Here is an 18,464-nt window from a genome sequence, read left to right as displayed (position 1 = left end):
CGCTCACCTGGGGCGGTGGCCGAACAGCGCCATCGTCTCGTTCAGCCGAGCCCGGACCCAGTTCTGATGGGCGGGCTCGGCGAACCCCCGGTAGGCGGTCTCGATCACCATGACCAGCATCAGGTGCAGGCAGTACAAGCGCCTGCGCACCTGCTCGGTCTCGGTGAGCGGCCCGCGGCCGTAGCCGCGCAGGAAGGCGGCCGGGTCGCCAAAAGCGGGCAGCTGGGTGGCGATGAAGCCGAACTCGATCAGCGGGTCGCCGTAAAAGGCACGCTCGTGGTCGATGATGCCTACGATCTTCCCTGACCGGACCAGGACGTTGCCTGCCCATAGGTCCCATTCCACGAAGGCGGGCTCTGTGACCTCGTCCAGGCTCGCGGCGTGCCCGGCGACGACGGCGCGCATCGTGTCGTAGTCCCAGCCCAGGTCGACCTGGCGACGCTCGCCGTCACGCAGCACGTCCTCGGCCATCCCGGTGAACACCGTGCGCCATGACGGGTCGCCGCGGGCCGCCCCGGTCAGCGGGCCGAATGCCGTGCCCCGAAGCGAATTGAGCTCGCGGTTCGCCGACCCGAGCGCCTCCTGGTAGGCGTCGCGATCGGCCGCCGTCAGGTCATTGCCGATAACGGCGAGGTTGTCCCCGTCGACGAACGGCATGAAGAAGTAATCGGCATCGCACAGGTCGCGGCTGCTGTCGGCATAATCGACGGCCGGGACCGGCACGCCGGTGTTCTCCCTGATCATCCGCAGTGCGGCGACCTCGGTCGCCATGGCGCCGCGTTCGTACGTCAGGACTTCCACGCCGGGTGGCGGGGCGATCTTGAGCACGACGTTCTCCCCGTCGCGCAGCCTGATGCGGTAGGCCGCATTGAACATGCCGAACCCGAGCTCGCTGGCCCACTCAGCGCCGTCGGCAGGCACTCGGTCCGGGCCGTAGCCCCGCTCGACCATCGCACGCAAGATCTCAGCCGGCTGCCGGTTCTTGGTGATGCTCTCCACGTACGCGCACTCCTTCGCCGCATCCGGACATCCCGCTAGTTATAGCGGGAACGGCGCGGGAGCTACCAGGTCCCCCACTCCAGCGCAGGCGCCGGCAGTTCCGGAGGCGTCAGGAACGCGGGCGGCGCCGTCAGGTCGAGTGCACCGAGCGGCGCGGTGGCCGCCGCGTCCCGCCTGGTCAGCGCGGGCAGGTTCCACTTCTCCTCGAGAAGCTTCAGCACCGAGGTGTGGTCGAACACGTCGGACAGGACGCAGTCCGGACGGGCGTAAGGCGACACAATCACCGCGGGCACCCGGAACCCGTAGCTGTCATAGGTATTCGGTCCGGCGACGAGCTCCTCGGCATGCCGCACATAGTGCGGGAACAGGGGCTTCAGCAGGGTGCGCAGCGGGGATCGGTGCGCGACAAGGCTGCGGCCGCGCACGTCGTCCGGCGGCACCGCGGCGGGCGGCGCGACGTGGTCGTAGTAGCCGCCATGCTCGTCGTAGGTCCAGATAAGCAGGGTGTCCGGCCAGCCGCGGCCGTACATGACCCGGCTGATCACCTCGGCGGCAAAGCTCTCGCCCTTGCGGATGTCCTGCGGGTTCTCCTCGGAGAAGCTGCGGAAGTCAGGATCCACGATGCAGAACGAAGGCAGGTTTCCCGAGTCGGCGTCGGCGAAGAACCGCTCGATGCTGCGGACGTGAGCCATGTAGCCGGCCATCCCAAGCGGGTAGATGGCCGAGGTGAACTGGAGATCCCGGTTGAACGCGTACCCAGCCTGCTGCCGCAGGTGGCCGGCGTGGGTCAGGTGATGGCTGGTCCTGCGGCGCCGGTAGCTCAGGAAGCGGCGGAACTCGGACTGGTCGCTGCCGGCCGGCCGGTAGTTGACCCAGGAGATCCCGTGCCTGGTCAGCATCTCCATGATGGTGCCCGCCGGCGGCCGGTCAAGCAGGTTGACCGGCAGGTCGTCCATCAGGCCGTTGGCCGTTCCCGCCAGCAGGAACCTGCGGTTCGGGAACGTCGGCCCGAGGCACGAGCTGAACCAGCGGTCGGCGAGCGGGAAGGTCCGCGCGAGCCCGTGATAGAAGGGCAGGTCCTGCTCGGTCCAGTAGGACATCGCCGTGGTCTTGTCGGCCCCGGGCGCGGCCTGCTCCGCCGAGGTCACGAAGCCGTCCATCTTCCCGCCGTCCCACTGCGCGTGGGTGGCGCTCCAGCTCTGGCAGGGCACGCCGTCGCGCTGCACGGTGGACTCCGCGTGCCGGGCCCTGATCATGGTGCCCGCGGAGTCCGGGTTCTCGGCATCCGGCGCGCCGTCGTCGGCGACAGGAAAGCCCTCTCCGCGGCCCAGCGTGCCGAGATAGTTGTCGAAGGAGTGGTTCTCCATCATCAGCACGACGATGTGCTTGATCTGCGGCAGCATGTCGGTGCCCGGCTCGACTTCTGGATGCGGCCGGTCACCCGGCCGGACATGCCGCCGCCACCGTTCCCGCCGGTGCAAGTTCTGGCGTTCGATCCGCTCCCAGGTGCGTTCGCTGACCATGTCGGTCCGTCCTTCGTCAGTCCGTCCTTCGCTGATTGCTTGAGCTCGCAGGCACGCTGCTGTCCGCCGGCCCCGGCTGGGCCGCGGGCGGCCGCTTCCGCCGCCGCACGATGACCACGACAATCCCGGCGATCACCAGCAGGCCGATCAGCCCGGCGATGGCGTACGCGGGCCCGTTCACCAGGCGCTGCACGTGCTGCCAGTTGGCTCCGGCCGCGTACCCCGCCCAGGCCAGGCCGCCGATCCAGGGAATACAGCCGGCCGTGGTATAGACGCCGAACCGAACCGGCCGCATGCGTGCCCAGCCCGCAGGCAGCGAAATGAACGTGCGCACCACGGGCAGCAGCCGCCCGATGAAGACGGCTCGGCCGCCGTAGCGGTCGAACCACCGCTGGGATCGCTCGATGCCGGACCGGCCGCCGAGGAACCGCGACCAGCGGCGCGTGGCCGCCTCGCCGCCGTACCGGCCGGCCGCCCAGGCCAGGTAGCTGCCGAGGACATTGCCGACGACGCCGGCCACGATGACCAGCGCGAGATTGAGATGGACGCCGGCTACCGCGCCTGCGGCTATCGCCCCTCCGAAGGGCATCGTGAGCTCGGAGGGTATGGGTATGCAGGCCGACTCTGCCAGCATCAGCAGCAAGATGGCCGCATACCCGTATGAGCTAATGAAATGTTGCACCAGTGCCGTCCCGGTGAGTTGAGTTTCGGGGTTTGCCGTTCCCGGCGCACGGTTCCGGCTACCCGCGTGATGTGCGGTGAAACGAGGCCTAGCGGGTCACGGGCGCGGACTCATGGCCATGCCGGGCGTGGTCCTTGCGGCGCGGCAGGCCGAGCGGCCCGCGCTGTGACCGCTCGAAAGCGTCCTTGTTCGGCTTGATGAGAATGGTGGCGGTGGTCAGCCACAGCGCGGCGAACAGGACGCTGGCGAGGATGTCGGTCGGGTGATGCTCGCCCCGGTACATGCGCGCCACGGCGATCAGCACCGGCATGACGATCGCGGGGATCAGGAACAGGTAACGCCACCAGCCGCGGGCATGCCCGATGACCAGGATCGCGATGGCGACGTAGAGGCACGTGGTGGCGGCCATGTGCCCGGAGGGGAACGCGGAGGTGGGCAGGTTCGTGTCCAGGTGCGTGACGTCGGGGCGCGGCCGCTTGACGACGTAGGCGATCGCCAGGAACGCGGCGAGCTCGCCGAACATGACCGCGGCGACGAATACCAGCGGCCGCCAGCGCCGGGTCACCGCGAGGAAGACGACGCAGGTGACTGCGCTGACGATGAGGATGTCCTGGGTGGCGCCGAGGTTGCTCGCGATCAGGCTCCAGCCGTTCAGCGACGGCGTCCGGTGCGCGGCGAACCAGTGCGGGATGGTGTGGTCGCCGAACAGGTTGCCGTTGCCGTTGTGGGTGATCATGATCAGCTTGCCGATGCCGGTCAGGGCGCCGACGATCAGCACCCAGATCACCACCACTCCGGCGGCGTTGCGGCCGTACGCGAGGGCGCGGTCATGTCGCATGGGGGTCTCCGGTTCTGCGGGTTGCAGGTCTTCGCGGGCCTCGGGCTCAAGGCCCTCGGTGACCGGATCGGTCACCGGCTCGCCCGCTGCCCTGCGGGATAGTTCGACGGCGAAGGCGGTGACGCCCAGCCAGGTGATGCCGAGCGCCCAGGCGCCGAGCACGTCAGAGAGGTAATGCACGCCGAGCAGCAGCCTGCTGACGCCGATCGCGGCGATCAGCGTGACGATCACCGCGGCGAACACGCGGCGCCATATCCCGCGCACCGCGGGAAGGAAGACCAGGAAGAGCGCGCCGTAGCAGACGATCGAACCGAGCGCGTGCCCGCTGGGGAAGCTGTTGCCCCCGCCGTACGCGACCGGGTGCGCCACCACCGGGCGCAGCCGCCCGACCAGGGCCTTGAGCACCGGGTCGAGCACGAGCTCGCCGGCGCCCGCGACAAGCAGGTAGACCGCGAGCCGCCAGCGCCGCCTGATGGCGAGCAGGACGACGGCGGCACCCGTCACCGTCCACAGCACGCCGCCGCTGCCCAGCCAGGTGACCGCCTTGATGACGCCGACCAGTGCGGCATCGCCGGCGACGAGGCTGTTCAGCCAGGCCGCCGCGTGGTGATCGGCGGACTCAAGCGGTGCGAATTGCAGCCGGACAAGAAGCAACAGAATAGCGAAAATGAGTGCCGCAACGGTGACGGCTGCAATGGGAGTGAGGGTGCGTCGGGTAGTGGCTGCTACGGACATGGCCTTCCCGCTTCCCTTTGCGAGCCGTTTCACGCCCGTTTACGGCCGGGTTCACTTTCTGCGTTTCCTCTGAATGGCGTGGCAATGTAGCAAATGTTTGACGGCGGGCTGACAAGGTAGTCACGGGCATGCACTCTTTGTCATCGCAGCGAGCAACTCGCTCCGCCCGGCGGGCTTCTCATAGCCCGGCCGCGCATTTCCTGGCTCGTGCGGGCCTGACCGCCCGCGGTGTCATTTACATCCTGGTTGGGTGGGTCGCGGTGCTCGTCGCACTGGGGCACAGCTCTCGCGAGGCGGACCAGCAGGGCGCCTTGCAAATGCTGGCGGGCAAGCCCTACGGACTTGTCTCGCTCTGGCTGCTCGCCATCGGCTTCGCGGCCTACGCACTATGGCGGCTGAGTGAGGCCGCATTCGGCGTCTCCGGCGAACCCGGGACCGGCCCCCGGCTCAAGTCGCTCGCCCGGGCGGTCATCTACGCGTTCCTGTGTTACCTGGCGGTCTCGGTGATCGCAGGCAAGGCAGGCAGCCAGTCCGGCAAGCAGCAGGACTTCACCGCCTCCGTCATGCATCACCCGGCGGGACGGATCCTAGTCGGCGTCGTCGGGCTGATCGTCGTCGTCTGCGGCATCGCCCTGGTCATCGAGGGCGCCCGCAAGAAGTTCATGAAGCACCTGGAGACGTCCCGGATGAAGCCAGAGACGCGGCGCGCAGTCAAGCTGCTCGGCATGACCGGCACGATCGCCCGCGGCGTGGTCTTCGGCCTGGTCGGCATCGGGATAATCGCCGCGGCGGTCACCCATAAGGCGTCGGAATCCGGCGGCATCGACAAGGCGCTGCTGACGGTGCGCAATCAGCCGTTCGGCGAATTCCTGATGCTGCTCGCCGCGCTCGGACTCGTGATCTTCGGCATTTACGGGCTGTGCGAGGCTCGCTGGCGCAAGGTCTGAACCTCCCGCAGGGTCTGAGCAGGACGTCAATCCCGAAAGGACAATGCGAGTGGCTGATGTCGCGGTGGTGGCGCATTCACTGAAGAGCCTCGGTGGCGGCCTGCCCGAGCTACGGCGGATCCTGGCAGCCGAGGGCGTGACCGATCCCCTCTGGTACGAGGTGGAAAAGAGCCGCCGCGCGCCCAAGTACGCGCGGCGGGCGGCCGCCAAGGGCGCCGACGTGCTTTTCGTGTGGGGCGGCGACGGCACCGTCCAGCGCTGCATCGACGCCGTCGCCGGCACGGACACTGCGGTGGCGATCCTGCCGGCCGGGACCGCGAACCTCCTGGCGGAGAACCTGAACGTGCCGCACGACCTCGAGGAGGCGGTGCGGACCGGGCTGCACGGCGACCGGCGCAGGCTGGACACCGGCTCGGTGAACGGCGAACGCTTCACGGTGATGGCCGGCGCCGGGTTCGACGCGCGGATGATCTCCGACGCCGACCGGGGGGCGAAGGACCGTCTCGGCCCGGCCGCCTACGTCGTCACCGGGCTCAGGAACCTCGGCGGCCGGCGGATACGGGCGACCATCAAGGTGGACGGCAAGCGCTTCTTCGAGGGCAAGGTCTCGTGCGTGCTCGCCGCGAACGTCGCCAAGATCATCGGCGGCATCGAGGCCTTCCCGCAGGCACGGCCGGACAGCGGCCACCTCGAACTCGGGGTTGTGACGGCGCGGAACCCGGTGCAGTGGGCAAGGACCTTCGGCAGGCTCGCGCTCGGGCACCCGGAGCGATCGCCCTTCGCCAAGGTCACCGAGGGGAAGAAGTTCCGGATCCGGTTCGACCAGAAGGTCCGCTTCGAGCTCGACGGCGGCGCGCGCCCGCCGAGCAGGCGCCTGCGGATCGACGTCCACCCGGAGTCCGTTACGGTCTGCGTCCCGCCCGCAGCATGAGGCCGAGCATGGTGTCGAGGCCGAGCTTGAAGGCATGACCAGCCAGGCCGCGCTCGCCGCCAACGAGGAGCACGTTGCGGGCCGGATCGCACCCGGGTACCGCGCCGACCTGACCGCCTTCTCCGTCGACCCGGTCACGGCTCCCGCCGACGAGGTGGCCGGCGCGCCGATCCGGCTCACGATGGTGGACGGCACCGTCACCTACCAGGGCTGATTATCGCAGACTAGAATTACCTGGTGTAACTGCACGATCACAGTAACGGAGGCCTGCCCATGTCGGGACTCGAGGCTTCGCTGGTACTCATCGGCGTCTTCATCGGGGTGATGGGCCTGCTCGCGGCCGGCGCCTGGCTCGCGCTCCTTCTTCTAGATCGCGTGGAAACCCGCGGCACGGCGTCGCGGCGGCTCGCGCACGGGTAGCGGCCATGATCCGCGGTGCGGAGAATCCTGCCCGCTTGGCTGCCCGCGCCTGAATAACCAGCAGGGCAGCCAAGCGGCACTTGCGGTCAGCCCTGCTCGCGGTCGTTGGAGCGGTAGGACCGGTAGAGGTCGGACATGCCGGCGGTCCCGTGCAGCCCGGGGATGTGCCCGAAGGTCTGCGGGTGCCGTGGATGGTTCACCGGGGCCGGTGACACCGACTGCACGCTGTCGGCCGAGCAGATGGCGGCCGGGTCGTAGGACGCGGTGCCGGTGAGCACTTGGAGCAGCGACTCCGACGGCGGGCTGATCGCCGGGCCGATCACGTCCGAGCTTGCCGGGATGCGCGACGGCTTAACCGCTCTGTGCGCGGGCACCGGCGCCGGCAGCAGGATGTCCGCGATGTTGCGCGCGTGCTTGTCGCGGGCGGTCAGCGGGTTAAGGCCGAAGGTGGACTCGATCAGCGCCAGGCTCGAGGAGTGCTCGAACGGTCCCTCGTGCGCCACCCGGTGCGGCTCCGCGAGGTTGGTGATGACAAGTCCGGGTACCCGGAAGCCAAGCTGCCGGTAGTCCGGGGTGAGCTGCCCGTCCGTCGGCGTGCTGCTGTCGCCGGCGTGCATGACGTTGGCCGGGTTGGTGTTGTCGATGACCCGCGGCGGCGGCACGTGGTCGTAGAAGCCGCCCCATTCGTCGAACGTCACGATGAAGACCGTGTCGTCCAGGTAGCCGTTGTCGGCGAGTGCGTGATACGCGTCGGCGATGAACCGCTCGCCGAGCCGGATGTCCGCGAGCGGGTGGTCGTCCCCCGCGGTGCCGTTGCCCTCGTTGTCGAAGGCGGGGTCGATGTAGCAGACGTTCGGCAGCGTGCCGTTCTCGCAGGCCGCGATGAACGAGGTGCCGGCCGACAAGGCCGCCGTCGAGGCGTCGGCGTCGGAGAACGGGTGGAAGAACGCCTGGTACTTGAACGTCGCTCCGGGCGCGATCGCCGGGCTTGCCCACAGGGCGAGGAACGGCTGGTCCCGGTAGTAGTAGCCGCCGGTGGGGATGCCCTGGTCGTTGGGGATCGGCGAGAGCTGGTCCCAGATGGTCGGCAGAGTGGAGACGGCCTCGGAGTTGTGGTCCCGGTCGGTCTGGCCCGCGTGCTGATAGAAGCGGTTGGGGAACGTCTCGCCTGCGAACGAGCAGAAGTAGCGGTCAAGCGTGGTGTAATGCTCGGCGAGCGCGCCGATGACCGGCAGGTCGGGCACGAGCTTGCGCGTCCCGTTGTGGTTGAGGTTGGTGTAGTAGCCGACGGGGAAGGTGTTCGCGGCGGCGAGCGTGACGCCCGGGTTGTTCGCCGGAGTCGTCGGCCGTTGCAGGAAGCCGTCCATCTTGCCGAAGTTGTGCTGGACGAGCCAGCCCTCCCAGCTGTGGTCCGGGTCGCTGTACCCGCACCCCTGGAAGTCCGGCGCGAGCGGGTAGTTGGGGTAGGTGCTGCCGTCGACCGCGGACACGAACGTCATGTCGTGCCTGCCGTCGGCGCCGGGGAGCCAGCCGAGGAAGTGGTCGAACGAGCGGTTCTCCATCATGAGGATCACGATGTGCTTGATGCCGCGCGATCCGTCGGGACGGACCATGCTCGACGCGTTGGCGACCGCCTGGGAGAGGAGGTCGGTGCCGGTGACTGCGAGGCCGGTGGAAGCGGCCGCGATCTGGAGGAACCTGCGACGAGAGAACATTCGCCAACGCTAGGGCGCGAAGGAAGACAGGAGCTCTTCCTGCCCCCTACGCGCAGTCAAAATCGCGGAGACAAGGATGTGACGTGCCGGGCGGCGGACGCTCACCGGCCGGCCGGGGTGATGTCGTTCAGGCTGCGCCGCCGCGGGCTCCAGCTCACCTGCACCGGGTCACCGACGCTGAGCCGCCGGTAGACGATCTGCGCGACGTCGAACTTCAGGCTGACGGGTGAACCGTCGTCGACCCAGACCAGGTAATCGTCTGGCGAGTCGCTGCCCCCGTCGACGAACTGCAGCCTGATCACCTCACCGGGGAACGTCACGGTGTCCGGCAGCGTCATGCGGTGGCTGAAGGACGGCAGCCAGAAGACCACGATGATCAGTGCGCCCAGCGCAGCCGGCGTGATCGCGAGCAACTTGCCCTGGGCGTTGAGACCGAGGCCAAGGACGCCGATCATCACGGCGGGGAACGAGCCCATGAGCGTCAGCATCAGCACGAAGCCGAGTCCCGTCGTGGTGCTCCAGTACGGACGGCTGACCACATTGCCCAGCTTGACCGTGTGCCACTGCCCGCCGAATGAGGACCAGGCGTGCCCCTTGGGCAGCGGCGCGGCTTGCGGCCCGTCCAGCTGCCATATGGTCCGTCCCGTGTCACTGCCAAGGCCCCATCCGCTCCGGCCCGCTGCCGCACCCGGCACGCCGCGACCCGCGCGCCGCCAGACGGCGACGGCCGCGGCGCCATCGGGTGTCAGTCGCCACTTCCGCAGGCACGCCGGTACGAAAAGCGCGATGAGGGCGGCGGTAAGCACGGGGCCCGCGATGGCGTCCCCAGTCTTCCAGTCGACCGTGTGCACGGCGACAACAGCGACGACGGCGCCGAGGGCCAGCGAGAGGACGGCCTGCCAGCTGCCCCTCGGCGCCGACTTCACGGCCATGCCTGCCCGCCGCGCCTCCTGGCCGAGTTCCTCCTCCTGCTCCCTCACCCAGCTCTTGTAGTCATCCCCCTCGTCGCTGACCAGCGCGGAGAACGGGACGCGGGGCAGCCGCTCGGCGCGAGCACGGACCCGCGCGAGCGCGACCTGCTCGAAGGACAGCAGCGGCCGGCCGGAGCGCGGCACCTGCGTCCCGAGGCTGATGACCGGCATCCTGGCGGCGTCCGTCTCGTACCGCACAAGCCCCTCGTCGGCCAGCTCGCGCAGGCAGCTGGTGAGCGCCTCGTGCGGCTGCAGCTTGCAGTCGCCGAGCAGGAATGCGACGACCGGCCGTGACAACTCTTCGAGGCCGTCCGTAGGCCTCTTCACTCCCAGGGGCCCTCCCCTGGCTTCTTCTTCTCTTTGCACGTACACCAGTGCACTGCAAAAGCGCCTGCGGCTGTCCCGCACGACTGCGGGGTTCCTGACCGGCCAGCACGATCCGGTAGTGACCTGCGAGGTTGGACCGCGCCGGTATGGTACAAGGGTGCCGGAACTGTCGGATGTGGTGTCAGCGGGAGGCTTGCTGAAGCGGGAACCCCGCCAGGCGCGCTCCAGGGCGCGGCTCGCACAGATCCTGACGGCGGCCGACGCGATCCTCGCGGAGGAGGGCGTCGAGGCACTCACCATCCGGCGGATCGCGGATCGCGCAGCGGTGTCCGTCGGCACGCTTTACCAGTTCTTCCCCGACAAGGGCTCGGTCGTCGACGCGGTGGCGCACGCGTATATCGCAGAGTTCGACACGCTGGTCGAAGGGCTGATTAGCTCGGCGGACGGCGGTGACTGGTCCGATCCCGTCGGGCGGATCGTCGACGAATTTGTCGCCCTGTACCGGTCGCATCCTGGGTACGTGGCGCTATGGTCCGGCCGGCATCTGTCGCCTGAGCTTGCCCGTGCCGACGAGGCGAACAACCAGCTGATCGCCGCGGGCGTGCAGCGCATGCTCGCCGAGCATGCCGGGCTGGCCGGTAATGACGGCCTCGAACTCGCGGTTCAGGTCGCCGTCCGCGCGGCGGACGCGCTGCTGCAGTACGCGTTCACCGTGTCACCCGACGGCGACAATGCTGTACTCGCCGAGCTCAAGACCCTGCTCCGGCTATACCTGGCAAACCTGACCCCAGGCACCGGCCGCTAGGCGGACGGCGGCGTCATCCGGTTGCCGGCCAAACGGTACTCACTCAATGGAAAGCGCCGGATTCAGGCGGGCTGGGAGTTCAGTTTCGCGTAGATGGCGCGGTTGGCGCGGTAGTGCCGGAGGAATGCCGCGTAGGCCTGGTCGTAGACGTCGCGGTGCGCGTTGTCCGGCTCGAAGCGCTCGCTGACCTTGACCAGGCCGGGGATTTCCGCCCAGGTCACCGCGCCGGTGGCGACGCCGGCGAGCAGTGCCGCGCCGCGCGCGTTCGCGGCGGCGGGCTCCGCTACCTGGCAGATGGGCCGATGCAGGATGTCGGCCATCGTCTGGCACCACAGGCGCGACGTGGCACCGCCGCCGATGAACCTGATCGGGCCGAGGCCCTCGGGACCGGTCTTGCCGGTGAAGTGCTCGACGGCGTCCAGCATCCAGCGGGTGTTGTAGGCGATGCCCTCGAAGACCGCGCGGGCGAGGTCCTCGCGCCTGGTGTCGAGGGACAGGTTGAGCCAGCCGCCGCGCAGGGTCACGTCGTCGACCGGGGTCCGCTCGCCGTTCAGCCAGGGGGTGAAGATGACGCCGCGGCTGCCCGGCGGCGCGCTTGCCGCCAGCGCGTTGAGCTCGGCGAGCGCCTGCGCGGAGCGGGCCGGGCCGTGCTGGTCGAGCACGTTGTCGATGAGCCAGTCGACCGCCTTGCCAGCGACGTTCTGGATGGTGGCGACCCAGTACCGGCCGGGCACCACGGAAGGCATCGAGGCGATGTTGCGGAAGACGTCGGTCTTCTTGCGCGGCACGTGGCAGGTCAGCCACGCGCTCGTGCCCACGTACAGGTGCGGCACATGGTCACCCACCGCGCCGGCGCCGAGCGCCGCGGCGGTGGTGTCGCCGGTGCCCGCGACCACCCGCACGCCGGCCGGCAAGCCGAGGTCCTCTGCCGCCGGCCCGGTCAGGGTGCCGACGACGCTGGCGGGCGGCACGATCTCGGGAAGCTTGCCGAGGTCGATGCGCGCCGCCGCTGCGAGCGACGCATCCCAGCGGACGCGACGCGGGTCGCGGTTGTCCGTGCACCAGCGCAGCACCGCGGTGTCGAAGGCGGTCACCGCGCGCCCGGACGCCCGCATGGTGAGGTACTCGGGGACGTCGAGCAGGTACCGCGCCGCGGCGTAGGCGTCGGGCCGCTGGTTAGCCAGCCACAAGGTCTGGCCCACCGGGTCCTGGCCGGTGCGGCTCGGCGCGCCGCCCGTCTTGGCGACCCAGGCGCGCAGCTTGCGCGGGCCGTACCCGCTGCCGGGAAGCGCCGGCCAGCCGCCGGTCACCTCCCGGGCGTACCGCGCGCCGCGGCCGTCCATCCAGATCAGCGCGGGATGGGTGGCGCGCCCACTGGCGTCCACCGGCACGGTGCCGCCCCACTGGCTGGAGAAGCAGATGGCGGACACCCGGTCCGCGCTGCCCGGGTGGCCGGCGATCAGCTTGCGGACGCAGTCCGCGATCGCCTGCCACCAGTCGTCGGGATCCTGCTCGGCGCCGCCGCCCGGCAGGATCCGCGTGGCCACGCTGGCACCCTCAACGCCGACGAGTTCACCGCGATCGGTGGCCAGCGCCACCTTCGGGCCGCCGGTACCCAGGTCGACCCCGATGACAAGCGCGGGCGCGCCCGTCATGCGGCGGGGATCTTCGCGAACACGCGCTCGAAGCCGGCCAGGGCCTCGTCGACCACCTCGTCGGTGTCGGCCATCGAGGTGTACATCCGGGAGCCGGCCAGCGTGACGATGCCCTCCGCGGCGAACGCCATCGACATGTGGCCGAGCATGTCCTTGCGCGGCCCGAGCTCGGTGAAGAACGCCGGGTCGTTCAGGTTCAGGTGCAGCACGCCCGAGGTGTGCAGGTGCACGATCGACCCGAAGTTGTACGTGACGTACGGCAGGTCGTACTTGGCGATCAGCGTGGTCAGGCCGTCGCGCAGCCGGTCGCCCGCGGCGCCCGCCTTGGCGGGCGCGTCCGTCCGGTCCATCTCGAGCAGCGCGTGGTAGCCCGCGGTGCAGGACAGCGGGTTGGCCGACAGGGTGCCGCCGGTGAGCGCCCGCTGCCCGCCCGCGGTGAGGCCGCCGGCGTAGACCGCCATGACCTCCTCGCGGCCGCCGACGCCGCCGGCGGCGGGGTAGCCGCCGGCCACGCACTTGCCGAACACGGTCAGGTCGGGGGTGACGCCGAAGTAGCCTTGCGCGCCGCCCATGCCGAGGCGGAACCCGGTGACCACCTCGTCGAAGACCAGCAGCGCGCCGAACTCGTCACACAGCTCGCGAACGGCGGCATTGAAGCCGAGCCTGACCGGGTAGCTGCCCGACTCGGGTCCCACCGGCTCGAGGATGACCGCGGCGGTGCCGCCTGCCTCGGCGTTGGCGGTCAGCCTCGCGCGGAGCATGTCCAGGTCGCCCGGCAGGATCTCGCTTGTCGCGGCGAGCGCGCCGGCCGGGATGCCGACCGCCTCAAGGCTCCCGGTGCCGGGGATGCGCAGGCCGTAGACGACCTGGTCGCTCCAGCCGTGGTAGGCGCCGCCGATCTTGATGATGTTCGCCTTGCCGGTGAAGGCACGGGCCGCGCGGATCGCCGCCATGACGGCCTCGGTACCCGAGCCGAGCATGCGGAACTTGTGCACGCCCGGCATGAAGTCATGGATGAGCTTCGCGAGCGCGATCTCGCTGGCGTGCAGCATGCCGGTGACCGGGCCGCAGCTCGCGAGCAGCTCGATGACCTTCTCCCTGACCGGCGCATAGTTGGAACCGAGCACGGTCGGCCCGCCCGCCTGGAGGAAGTCGACGTAGCGGTTGCCGTCGGCGTCGTACAGGTACGCGCCGTTGGCGGCGACGATGTCCAGCGCCCACGGGTCGTTGAGCGCCAGGTTGTGCTGCACACCGCCGGGGATCGCGGACTCGGCCTCGGCGGCCGCCTCGCGCGACGCGGGGGTGTGCTCGGCGTACCAGGCGTGGTACTCCTCGAGCTGCTCCTTGGTCAGGGTCCTGATCGGGGTCGAGGTCAGCTCCGCCAAGCGCGCCTGGATCGCGGGGACGTCGGGGTACTGGCTGATGCCGTAGCGGCTGGTCATCGCGTCGTCGCCTTCTCTACTTGGAGCCGTCGAGCTTCTTGGTCGTGCCGTACCCGGCCGTCAGCGCGGCCGTGATCACGTCTTCCTGTTCCTGCTGTGTCAGCTCGCGCGGCGCCCGGCCGGTCACCGCCGAGGCGAGCAGCGCCTGGTAGTAGACCTGCGCCGACCACTCGAGTAGTTCCAGGTTGTCCACGGCCTTGGCCAGGCTCGACCCGGTGGCGATGGACCCGTGGTTGCGCATCAGCGCCGCCTGCTTGTACTCGAGCGCCTTGACCACGTGGGCGGCCAGCTCGTCGGTGCCGTAGCAGGCGTACGCCGCGACGCGCACCACGCCGCCCAGGTTCAGCATGCCGTAGTGCACCAGCGGTATCTCGTCGGTGACGAGCCCGAGGGCGGTCGAGGTGGGCGCGTGCGTGTGCGCCACGGCGCTCGCAAACGTGCCGCGGTAGATCGCCAGGTGCAGCGGCACCTCGCTGGTCGGGGCGAGGTCGCCGTCGGCCACCGCGCCGTCCAGGTCGATCACGGTCATCTGGTCCGCCGTTAGCTCGCCGAGCGCGCCGCCGGTCGGGGTGACCGCAACCAGGTCGCCGACGCGCACGGAAAGGTTCCCGCCGGTGCCGATCACCAGTCCGCGAGCCTCGAGCCGCCGGCCGGCCTCTGCCAGGGCATGACGCTCCTCAGCGAGCAGCAAGACTCCTCCTAGAAGATGAACATGAGCACTTGTTCATGTTTATCAGAGAAACGGGCCTGGTCAAGCGAATCTCCGTGTTAAGGTCTGCGGCCATGAGAACCGAGGACCAAACCGCGCAACTCCGGACGGTGGCCGCAAAAACGGCGCTGACCTCCGCTTTTGTGCTGGCCGCCGCCCTTGCTCTGCTAACCGCGGTGCTAGGTTACCTGGACGGCACGGGGTTGTTCGCCCCGGAGAACTGGGTGGACGCCGGCGCGTTCCCCGGTTCCGCCACGAGTCCGGCATGGGCCACAGTCACGTACCTGCCGCTGCTGGTCGCCGGCGGCGCCGCCGGGTGCTACGTCGCCGTGTGGGCCGCGCGGCAAGGCGTGCGCGCCCGCTGGGTGCTAGCGGCCGCCTGGTCCTCGGTCGTGCTCGCCGCCTTCCTCGCCAAGCTGGTGTACAGCGCCGCGCTCCTCGCCGTGGCAGGACCGGCGGGCCTGCACCCGTGGCCGACCCTAACCGCGGTGCTCGCCGAGTGCGGGCTGTGCGGCGCCAAGTACGCCTGCTTCGGCGTCCTGGCGGCCGCGCCCGCGGCGCTGGCGTACCGGATCGGCGCGCGCCGGGACATCAAGGCCGCCAGGCAGGAACAGGACGCCCCGAGCGCAGTCGTCAACCGGTGGTCGCCCGCCTGGCTGGTGGCCGGCGTGCTGCTCGCCGCCGCGGTGGCCGGCCGCGGCTTCCCGCGGCCTCACCGGCGGCTTCGGCGGGGGCCTCTACCCCGTCGTCGGCGCTCTGATGCACGTGGCCGCCGGCGTCACCGCGGGCGCCTGTGCCGCCGCGCTCGCACTGGCCTGGTCGGCAGTGACCGCACTGCGTCCGCTGCGAAACTGGGGCCCGCTGCAGAACTGGGGCCCGCTGAACGCGCTCGCCGGCAAGAGCCGGGCCACCGCTGCCGTCAGGTACTCCGCGACCGCCGCGGCGGTGGTCGTCATGCTCGGCATCGACCTCGTACCCGCCGCGGTGGCGGCGGCGCCCGCCTCGTTCCCAGTGCCGGCCTCGCCGAGCGCGGACGGCGGCGGCCTGCCCGCGCTGACCGTGGTGCGCAGCGGGGGAAGCGGGCCTGTCATCGGCGACAGCGCCGGGCGGGAGGTCCTGCTCCGCGGCGTCAACGTCAACCAGCTCATCGACTACGGGCAGCCGGACAAGTCCAAGCCCACGGTGCGCCCGCTGGCCGATGCCGACTACGCCCAGATGGCGTCGGAGTACGGCTTCGACGTGCAGCGGCTCAACCTGTCGTGGTCACAGCTCGAGCCGGCCCGCGGGCAGTTCAGCCAGGCCTACATCGCACGCGTCAGGCAGGCGGTCGACTGGGCCGCGGCGCACGGCATCTACACGGTGCTCGACATGCACCAGGACACCTACTCCAAGTACGTCACCGCCACGCCGGGCACCACCTGCCGGGCCGGCGCGTCGCCCGAGTTCGGCAACGACGGAGCACCCGCCTGGGCAACGCTCAGCGACGGCGCGAAGGGCTGCGGCTTCCAGGGCAGGGACCTGTCGCCCAACGTGGAGCAGTCCTTCACCAACCTGTACGACGACACGAACGGCATCGGCGCCCAGTTCGCCGACGCCTGGGGCGTCCTGGCGCGGGCGTTCGCCGGCGACACCGCGGTGGCCGGCTATGACCTGCTCAACGAGCCGGGCCCGGGCAACTCGCCGGGCGTGACCTCGGCGCTGCTGCTCGGCCGGCTCTACCAGCAGGCCATCACCCAGATCAGGGCGGCGGAGTCGGCGACGGCAGGCGGCTTCCACCACCTGGTGTTCTTCGAGCCGTCCATCCTGTGGTCCGGGCTCGGCTTCGACGTGACGCCGCCCGCCGGCTTCAGCGACGACCCCGGCCTGGTGTTCTCGCCGCACCTGTACAGCCAGTCGATCACCATGGACCAGGGCATCGGCGTCACGCTCGTCACCATCGAGCAGGGCTTCTCGCTCGCCGAGCGGACCGCGGCGGCCTACGGCCTGCCGCTGTGGTCGGGCGAATGGGGCTGGTTCGGCACCGGCGCGAGCACGGTCGCCGACTTCGACCGGTTCCTCGGCAGGCAGAACGCCGACGTGCTCGGCTCCGCCATCTGGGTGTGGAAGAAGGCCTGCGGCGACCCGCAGTCGGATCCGAACGGCACGGAGGCGGGCGGACTCGACCTCATCTCCTGCCCGGCGGGCAAGAACCTGCCGAGCCCCGCGTACCAGGCGCCCGCGCTCGGCCAGGCCTATCCGCGCAGCATTCCCGGACGGCTCAGCCGTCTTAAGTCCTCGCCAGACAGCGTGGACCTGAGCCTGGCCGGCGACGGAGCCGGCGTGCTCGACGTCTGGATCCCCGGCGCCGCCAAGCCGGCGGGCAGCTGGACCGGCCTGAGCGACGTGACGATCACCGCACGGCAGGGCGGCGGGTGGCGGCTCACCGGCACCGCCGCGGGCGGCTACACGCTCAGCCTGAAGTAAGCGGACGCCAGGCCGACGTCACGCCGCCGGGGTGCTCTCCTGCACGGGGAGCACCCCGTCGGCCGTTACCGGGGCGAGCGCGCCTGCGCAGGCGAAGGCCGCGATGAACAGCGCGGCGATGATCCACAGCGAGCCGAGCAGGCCGACGTGCTGCGCCAGCAGGCCGATGGCCGGCGGCCCCGCGAGGTTGGCGAAGTAGCCGATCGAGGAGACGACGCTGACCCGGGCGGCCGGGTCGGGCCCGCTCGCCGCCGCCGCCGACGTGCCGAGCGGGAAGCCCATCGAGACGCCGATCGACCACAGGATCACCCCGGCAAGAACGACCCACTTGTCCGGTCCCTCGATGAACAGCACCACGCCGATGACGCCAAGCGCGGTAGTGATCTGGATGGTGCGTACCCGGCCGAGGCGGTCCACCAGGGGCCCGCCGAAGATCCTGGTGGTCGCCTCGACGATGGCGAACGCGGCGAAGAACAGCGCGGCGACCGCGGCGGTCTGCCCGCGGTTGTTCCGCACCGCGAGGGTGAGCCAGTTGCCCGCCGAGCCCTCGCCGAGCTCGACGCCGAGCATCACCACGCCGATGAGCAGCAGCCGCGGGTCAAGCCAGCCGCGCAGCCAGTGGCGCAGCAGCGCGGCACGCCCCTGTCGCGGCCGCGCGGCCGGGACCGCCTCCTCGTGGATGCGCTGCGGGATGCCGGACGCGATACCCAGCGCGATCGCGGCGACAACCACCGCCTCGGAGATCATCTGCACCGCCGGGCTGATGCCGAGCGCCGCGCAGGCCGCGCCGATCCCCGCGCCCGCCGCGACGCCGATCGACCAGGCCGCGTGCATCATCGGCATCAGGGTGCGCCCCGCCGCCCGCTCGACGGCAGCGCCGTTCACGTTGAGCAGCACGTCAAGGAGGCCGACGCCAGCGCCGACGACCACGAACGCGACCGCAAGCAGCGGGACCGAGCCAGCGATAAGCCCAAGGCCCATCACGGTCATCGAGGCGACGATGACCAGCAGCGCTCCCGCCACGGCCCGGCGGCTGCCCAGCCGGTGCAGGAGCGGGGCCGCCGCGAGCAGCCCGAGGATGGCACCGACCGTCACGCCGGAGAGGAGCAGCCCGATCGTGCCCGTGTCGATGCCGAGGCTCGCCTTGATGGCCGGCAGCCGCGGGCCCCAGGCCGAAACGGTGATGCCGCCGAGCCCGAACCCGGTGGTGATCGTCCACCGCCAGCGGGCCAGCTGCCGCTCATTCGTGACAAGGACGTCCGGCACCGGGATGCTCCCAACCAGGCGGCGGACGCCGCCTCC

General features: G+C 70.4%; 16 protein-coding genes and 1 pseudogene. 6 read left to right on the top strand and 11 right to left on the bottom strand.

Features of this window, described 5'->3' with window-relative positions:
• Nucleotides 1–3: 3 nt before the first annotated feature.
• The 4 genes from EAS64_RS31185 to EAS64_RS31170 all read right to left on the bottom strand — a co-directional run bounded on the left by EAS64_RS31185 (nucleotide 4) and on the right by EAS64_RS31170 (nucleotide 4,696).
• Nucleotides 4–999, bottom strand: coding sequence for a phosphotransferase family protein (locus EAS64_RS31185; RefSeq protein ID WP_145858836.1), 996 nt, complete (start codon nucleotides 997–999; stop codon nucleotides 4–6).
• Nucleotides 1,000–1,061: 62 nt separating this feature from the next.
• Nucleotides 1,062–2,522, bottom strand: coding sequence for an alkaline phosphatase family protein (locus tag EAS64_RS31180; RefSeq protein ID WP_145858834.1), 1,461 nt, complete (start codon nucleotides 2,520–2,522; stop codon nucleotides 1,062–1,064).
• A gap of 16 nt (nucleotides 2,523–2,538) precedes the next feature.
• The gene (locus EAS64_RS31175) at nucleotides 2,539–3,156 is read right to left on the bottom strand and encodes a DedA family protein (protein ID WP_222849745.1); all 618 of its coding nucleotides are present in this window, start codon (nucleotides 3,154–3,156) and stop codon (nucleotides 2,539–2,541) included.
• Nucleotides 3,157–3,292: 136 nt separating this feature from the next.
• The gene (locus EAS64_RS31170; protein ID WP_187366299.1) at nucleotides 3,293–4,696 is read right to left on the bottom strand and encodes a phosphatase PAP2 family protein; all 1,404 of its coding nucleotides are present in this window, start codon (nucleotides 4,694–4,696) and stop codon (nucleotides 3,293–3,295) included.
• A 209-nt stretch (nucleotides 4,697–4,905) separates the two neighbouring features.
• Between EAS64_RS31170 and EAS64_RS31165 the strand changes: the two genes are divergently transcribed.
• The 4 genes and pseudogenes from EAS64_RS31165 to EAS64_RS43970 all read left to right on the top strand — a co-directional run bounded on the left by EAS64_RS31165 (nucleotide 4,906) and on the right by EAS64_RS43970 (nucleotide 7,075).
• A complete protein-coding gene (locus EAS64_RS31165; protein ID WP_145858828.1) occupies nucleotides 4,906–5,724 on the top strand; it encodes a DUF1206 domain-containing protein in 819 nt (272 codons plus the stop codon).
• A gap of 43 nt (nucleotides 5,725–5,767) precedes the next feature.
• Complete coding sequence (locus EAS64_RS31160; RefSeq protein ID WP_145858827.1) at nucleotides 5,768–6,655, top strand: diacylglycerol/lipid kinase family protein; 888 nt, start codon at nucleotides 5,768–5,770, stop codon at nucleotides 6,653–6,655.
• 10 nt (nucleotides 6,656–6,665) lie between these two features.
• Nucleotides 6,666–6,869, top strand: a pseudogene (locus EAS64_RS31155) (amidohydrolase family protein); the annotation flags it as partial.
• 59 nt (nucleotides 6,870–6,928) lie between these two features.
• Complete coding sequence (locus EAS64_RS43970; RefSeq protein ID WP_187366298.1) at nucleotides 6,929–7,075, top strand: hypothetical protein; 147 nt, start codon at nucleotides 6,929–6,931, stop codon at nucleotides 7,073–7,075.
• Between the two features lie 86 nt (nucleotides 7,076–7,161).
• Here the strand turns inward: EAS64_RS43970 and EAS64_RS31150 are convergent, their stop codons facing one another.
• On the bottom strand, nucleotides 7,162–8,790 hold the full coding sequence (locus EAS64_RS31150) for an alkaline phosphatase family protein (protein WP_145858825.1): 1,629 nt from the start codon (nucleotides 8,788–8,790) through the stop codon (nucleotides 7,162–7,164).
• A 101-nt stretch (nucleotides 8,791–8,891) separates the two neighbouring features.
• Nucleotides 8,892–10,088: a hypothetical protein gene (locus tag EAS64_RS31145; protein ID WP_187366297.1), complete on the bottom strand. Its 1,197-nt coding sequence runs from the start codon at nucleotides 10,086–10,088 to the stop codon at nucleotides 8,892–8,894.
• A gap of 157 nt (nucleotides 10,089–10,245) precedes the next feature.
• On the opposite strand from EAS64_RS31145, the gene EAS64_RS31140 reads away from it, so the two are divergent.
• Entirely contained in the window at nucleotides 10,246–10,893 is a 648-nt protein-coding gene (locus tag EAS64_RS31140; protein ID WP_187366296.1) for a TetR/AcrR family transcriptional regulator, read from the top strand.
• Between the two features lie 62 nt (nucleotides 10,894–10,955).
• Here the strand turns inward: EAS64_RS31140 and EAS64_RS31135 are convergent, their stop codons facing one another.
• The 4 genes from EAS64_RS31135 to EAS64_RS31120 form a co-directional block, all read right to left on the bottom strand.
• Nucleotides 10,956–12,548, bottom strand: a complete 1,593-nt coding sequence (locus tag EAS64_RS31135; protein ID WP_145858821.1) for a xylulokinase — start codon at nucleotides 12,546–12,548, stop codon at nucleotides 10,956–10,958.
• Nucleotides 12,545–13,990 (bottom strand): aspartate aminotransferase family protein, encoded by a 1,446-nt coding sequence (locus EAS64_RS31130; RefSeq protein WP_145858819.1) that lies wholly within the window; start codon nucleotides 13,988–13,990, stop codon nucleotides 12,545–12,547. The genes EAS64_RS31135 and EAS64_RS31130 overlap by 4 nt, the downstream gene beginning before the upstream one ends.
• Before the next feature lie 16 nt (nucleotides 13,991–14,006).
• A complete protein-coding gene (locus EAS64_RS31125; protein WP_222849744.1) occupies nucleotides 14,007–14,681 on the bottom strand; it encodes a class II aldolase/adducin family protein in 675 nt (224 codons plus the stop codon).
• A 497-nt stretch (nucleotides 14,682–15,178) separates the two neighbouring features.
• A complete protein-coding gene (locus EAS64_RS31120) occupies nucleotides 15,179–15,415 on the bottom strand; it encodes a hypothetical protein (RefSeq protein WP_145858818.1) in 237 nt (78 codons plus the stop codon).
• 43 nt (nucleotides 15,416–15,458) lie between these two features.
• Here EAS64_RS31120 and EAS64_RS31115 point away from each other — a divergent pair, with 43 nt between their 5' ends.
• On the top strand, nucleotides 15,459–17,162 hold the full coding sequence (locus EAS64_RS31115; protein WP_145858816.1) for a glycoside hydrolase family 5 protein: 1,704 nt from the start codon (nucleotides 15,459–15,461) through the stop codon (nucleotides 17,160–17,162).
• Between the two features lie 18 nt (nucleotides 17,163–17,180).
• Here EAS64_RS31115 and EAS64_RS31110 read toward each other — a convergent pair whose 3' ends face one another.
• Entirely contained in the window at nucleotides 17,181–18,428 is a 1,248-nt protein-coding gene (locus EAS64_RS31110) for an MFS transporter (RefSeq protein ID WP_145858814.1), read from the bottom strand.
• Nucleotides 18,429–18,464: the final 36 nt, after the last annotated feature.

The organism is Trebonia kvetii, from assembly GCF_007827045.1.
Lineage (GTDB): Bacteria > Actinomycetota > Actinomycetes > Streptosporangiales > Streptosporangiaceae > Trebonia > Trebonia kvetii.
Note: the sequence above shows the minus strand (reverse complement) of the source record. Positions and strands in the feature narration are given on the sequence as shown.

Bases quoted from the DNA above. Each gene is read 5' to 3' on its own strand.
- EAS64_RS31150 (WP_145858825.1), bottom strand. From the start codon at position 8,790: ATGTTCTCTCGTCGCAGGTTCCTCCAGATCGCGGCCGCTTCCACCGGC.
- EAS64_RS43970 (WP_187366298.1), top strand. From the start codon at position 6,929: ATGTCGGGACTCGAGGCTTCGCTGGTACTCATCGGCGTCTTCATCGGG.
- EAS64_RS31130 (WP_145858819.1), bottom strand. From the start codon at position 13,990: ATGACCAGCCGCTACGGCATCAGCCAGTACCCCGACGTCCCCGCGATC.
- EAS64_RS31165 (WP_145858828.1), top strand. From the start codon at position 4,906: ATGCACTCTTTGTCATCGCAGCGAGCAACTCGCTCCGCCCGGCGGGCT.
- EAS64_RS31175 (WP_222849745.1), bottom strand. From the start codon at position 3,156: ATGCTGGCAGAGTCGGCCTGCATACCCATACCCTCCGAGCTCACGATG.
- EAS64_RS31160 (WP_145858827.1), top strand. From the start codon at position 5,768: ATGCGAGTGGCTGATGTCGCGGTGGTGGCGCATTCACTGAAGAGCCTC.
- EAS64_RS31135 (WP_145858821.1), bottom strand. From the start codon at position 12,548: ATGACGGGCGCGCCCGCGCTTGTCATCGGGGTCGACCTGGGTACCGGC.
- EAS64_RS31115 (WP_145858816.1), top strand. From the start codon at position 15,459: ATGCACGTGGCCGCCGGCGTCACCGCGGGCGCCTGTGCCGCCGCGCTC.
- EAS64_RS31180 (WP_145858834.1), bottom strand. From the start codon at position 2,522: ATGGTCAGCGAACGCACCTGGGAGCGGATCGAACGCCAGAACTTGCAC.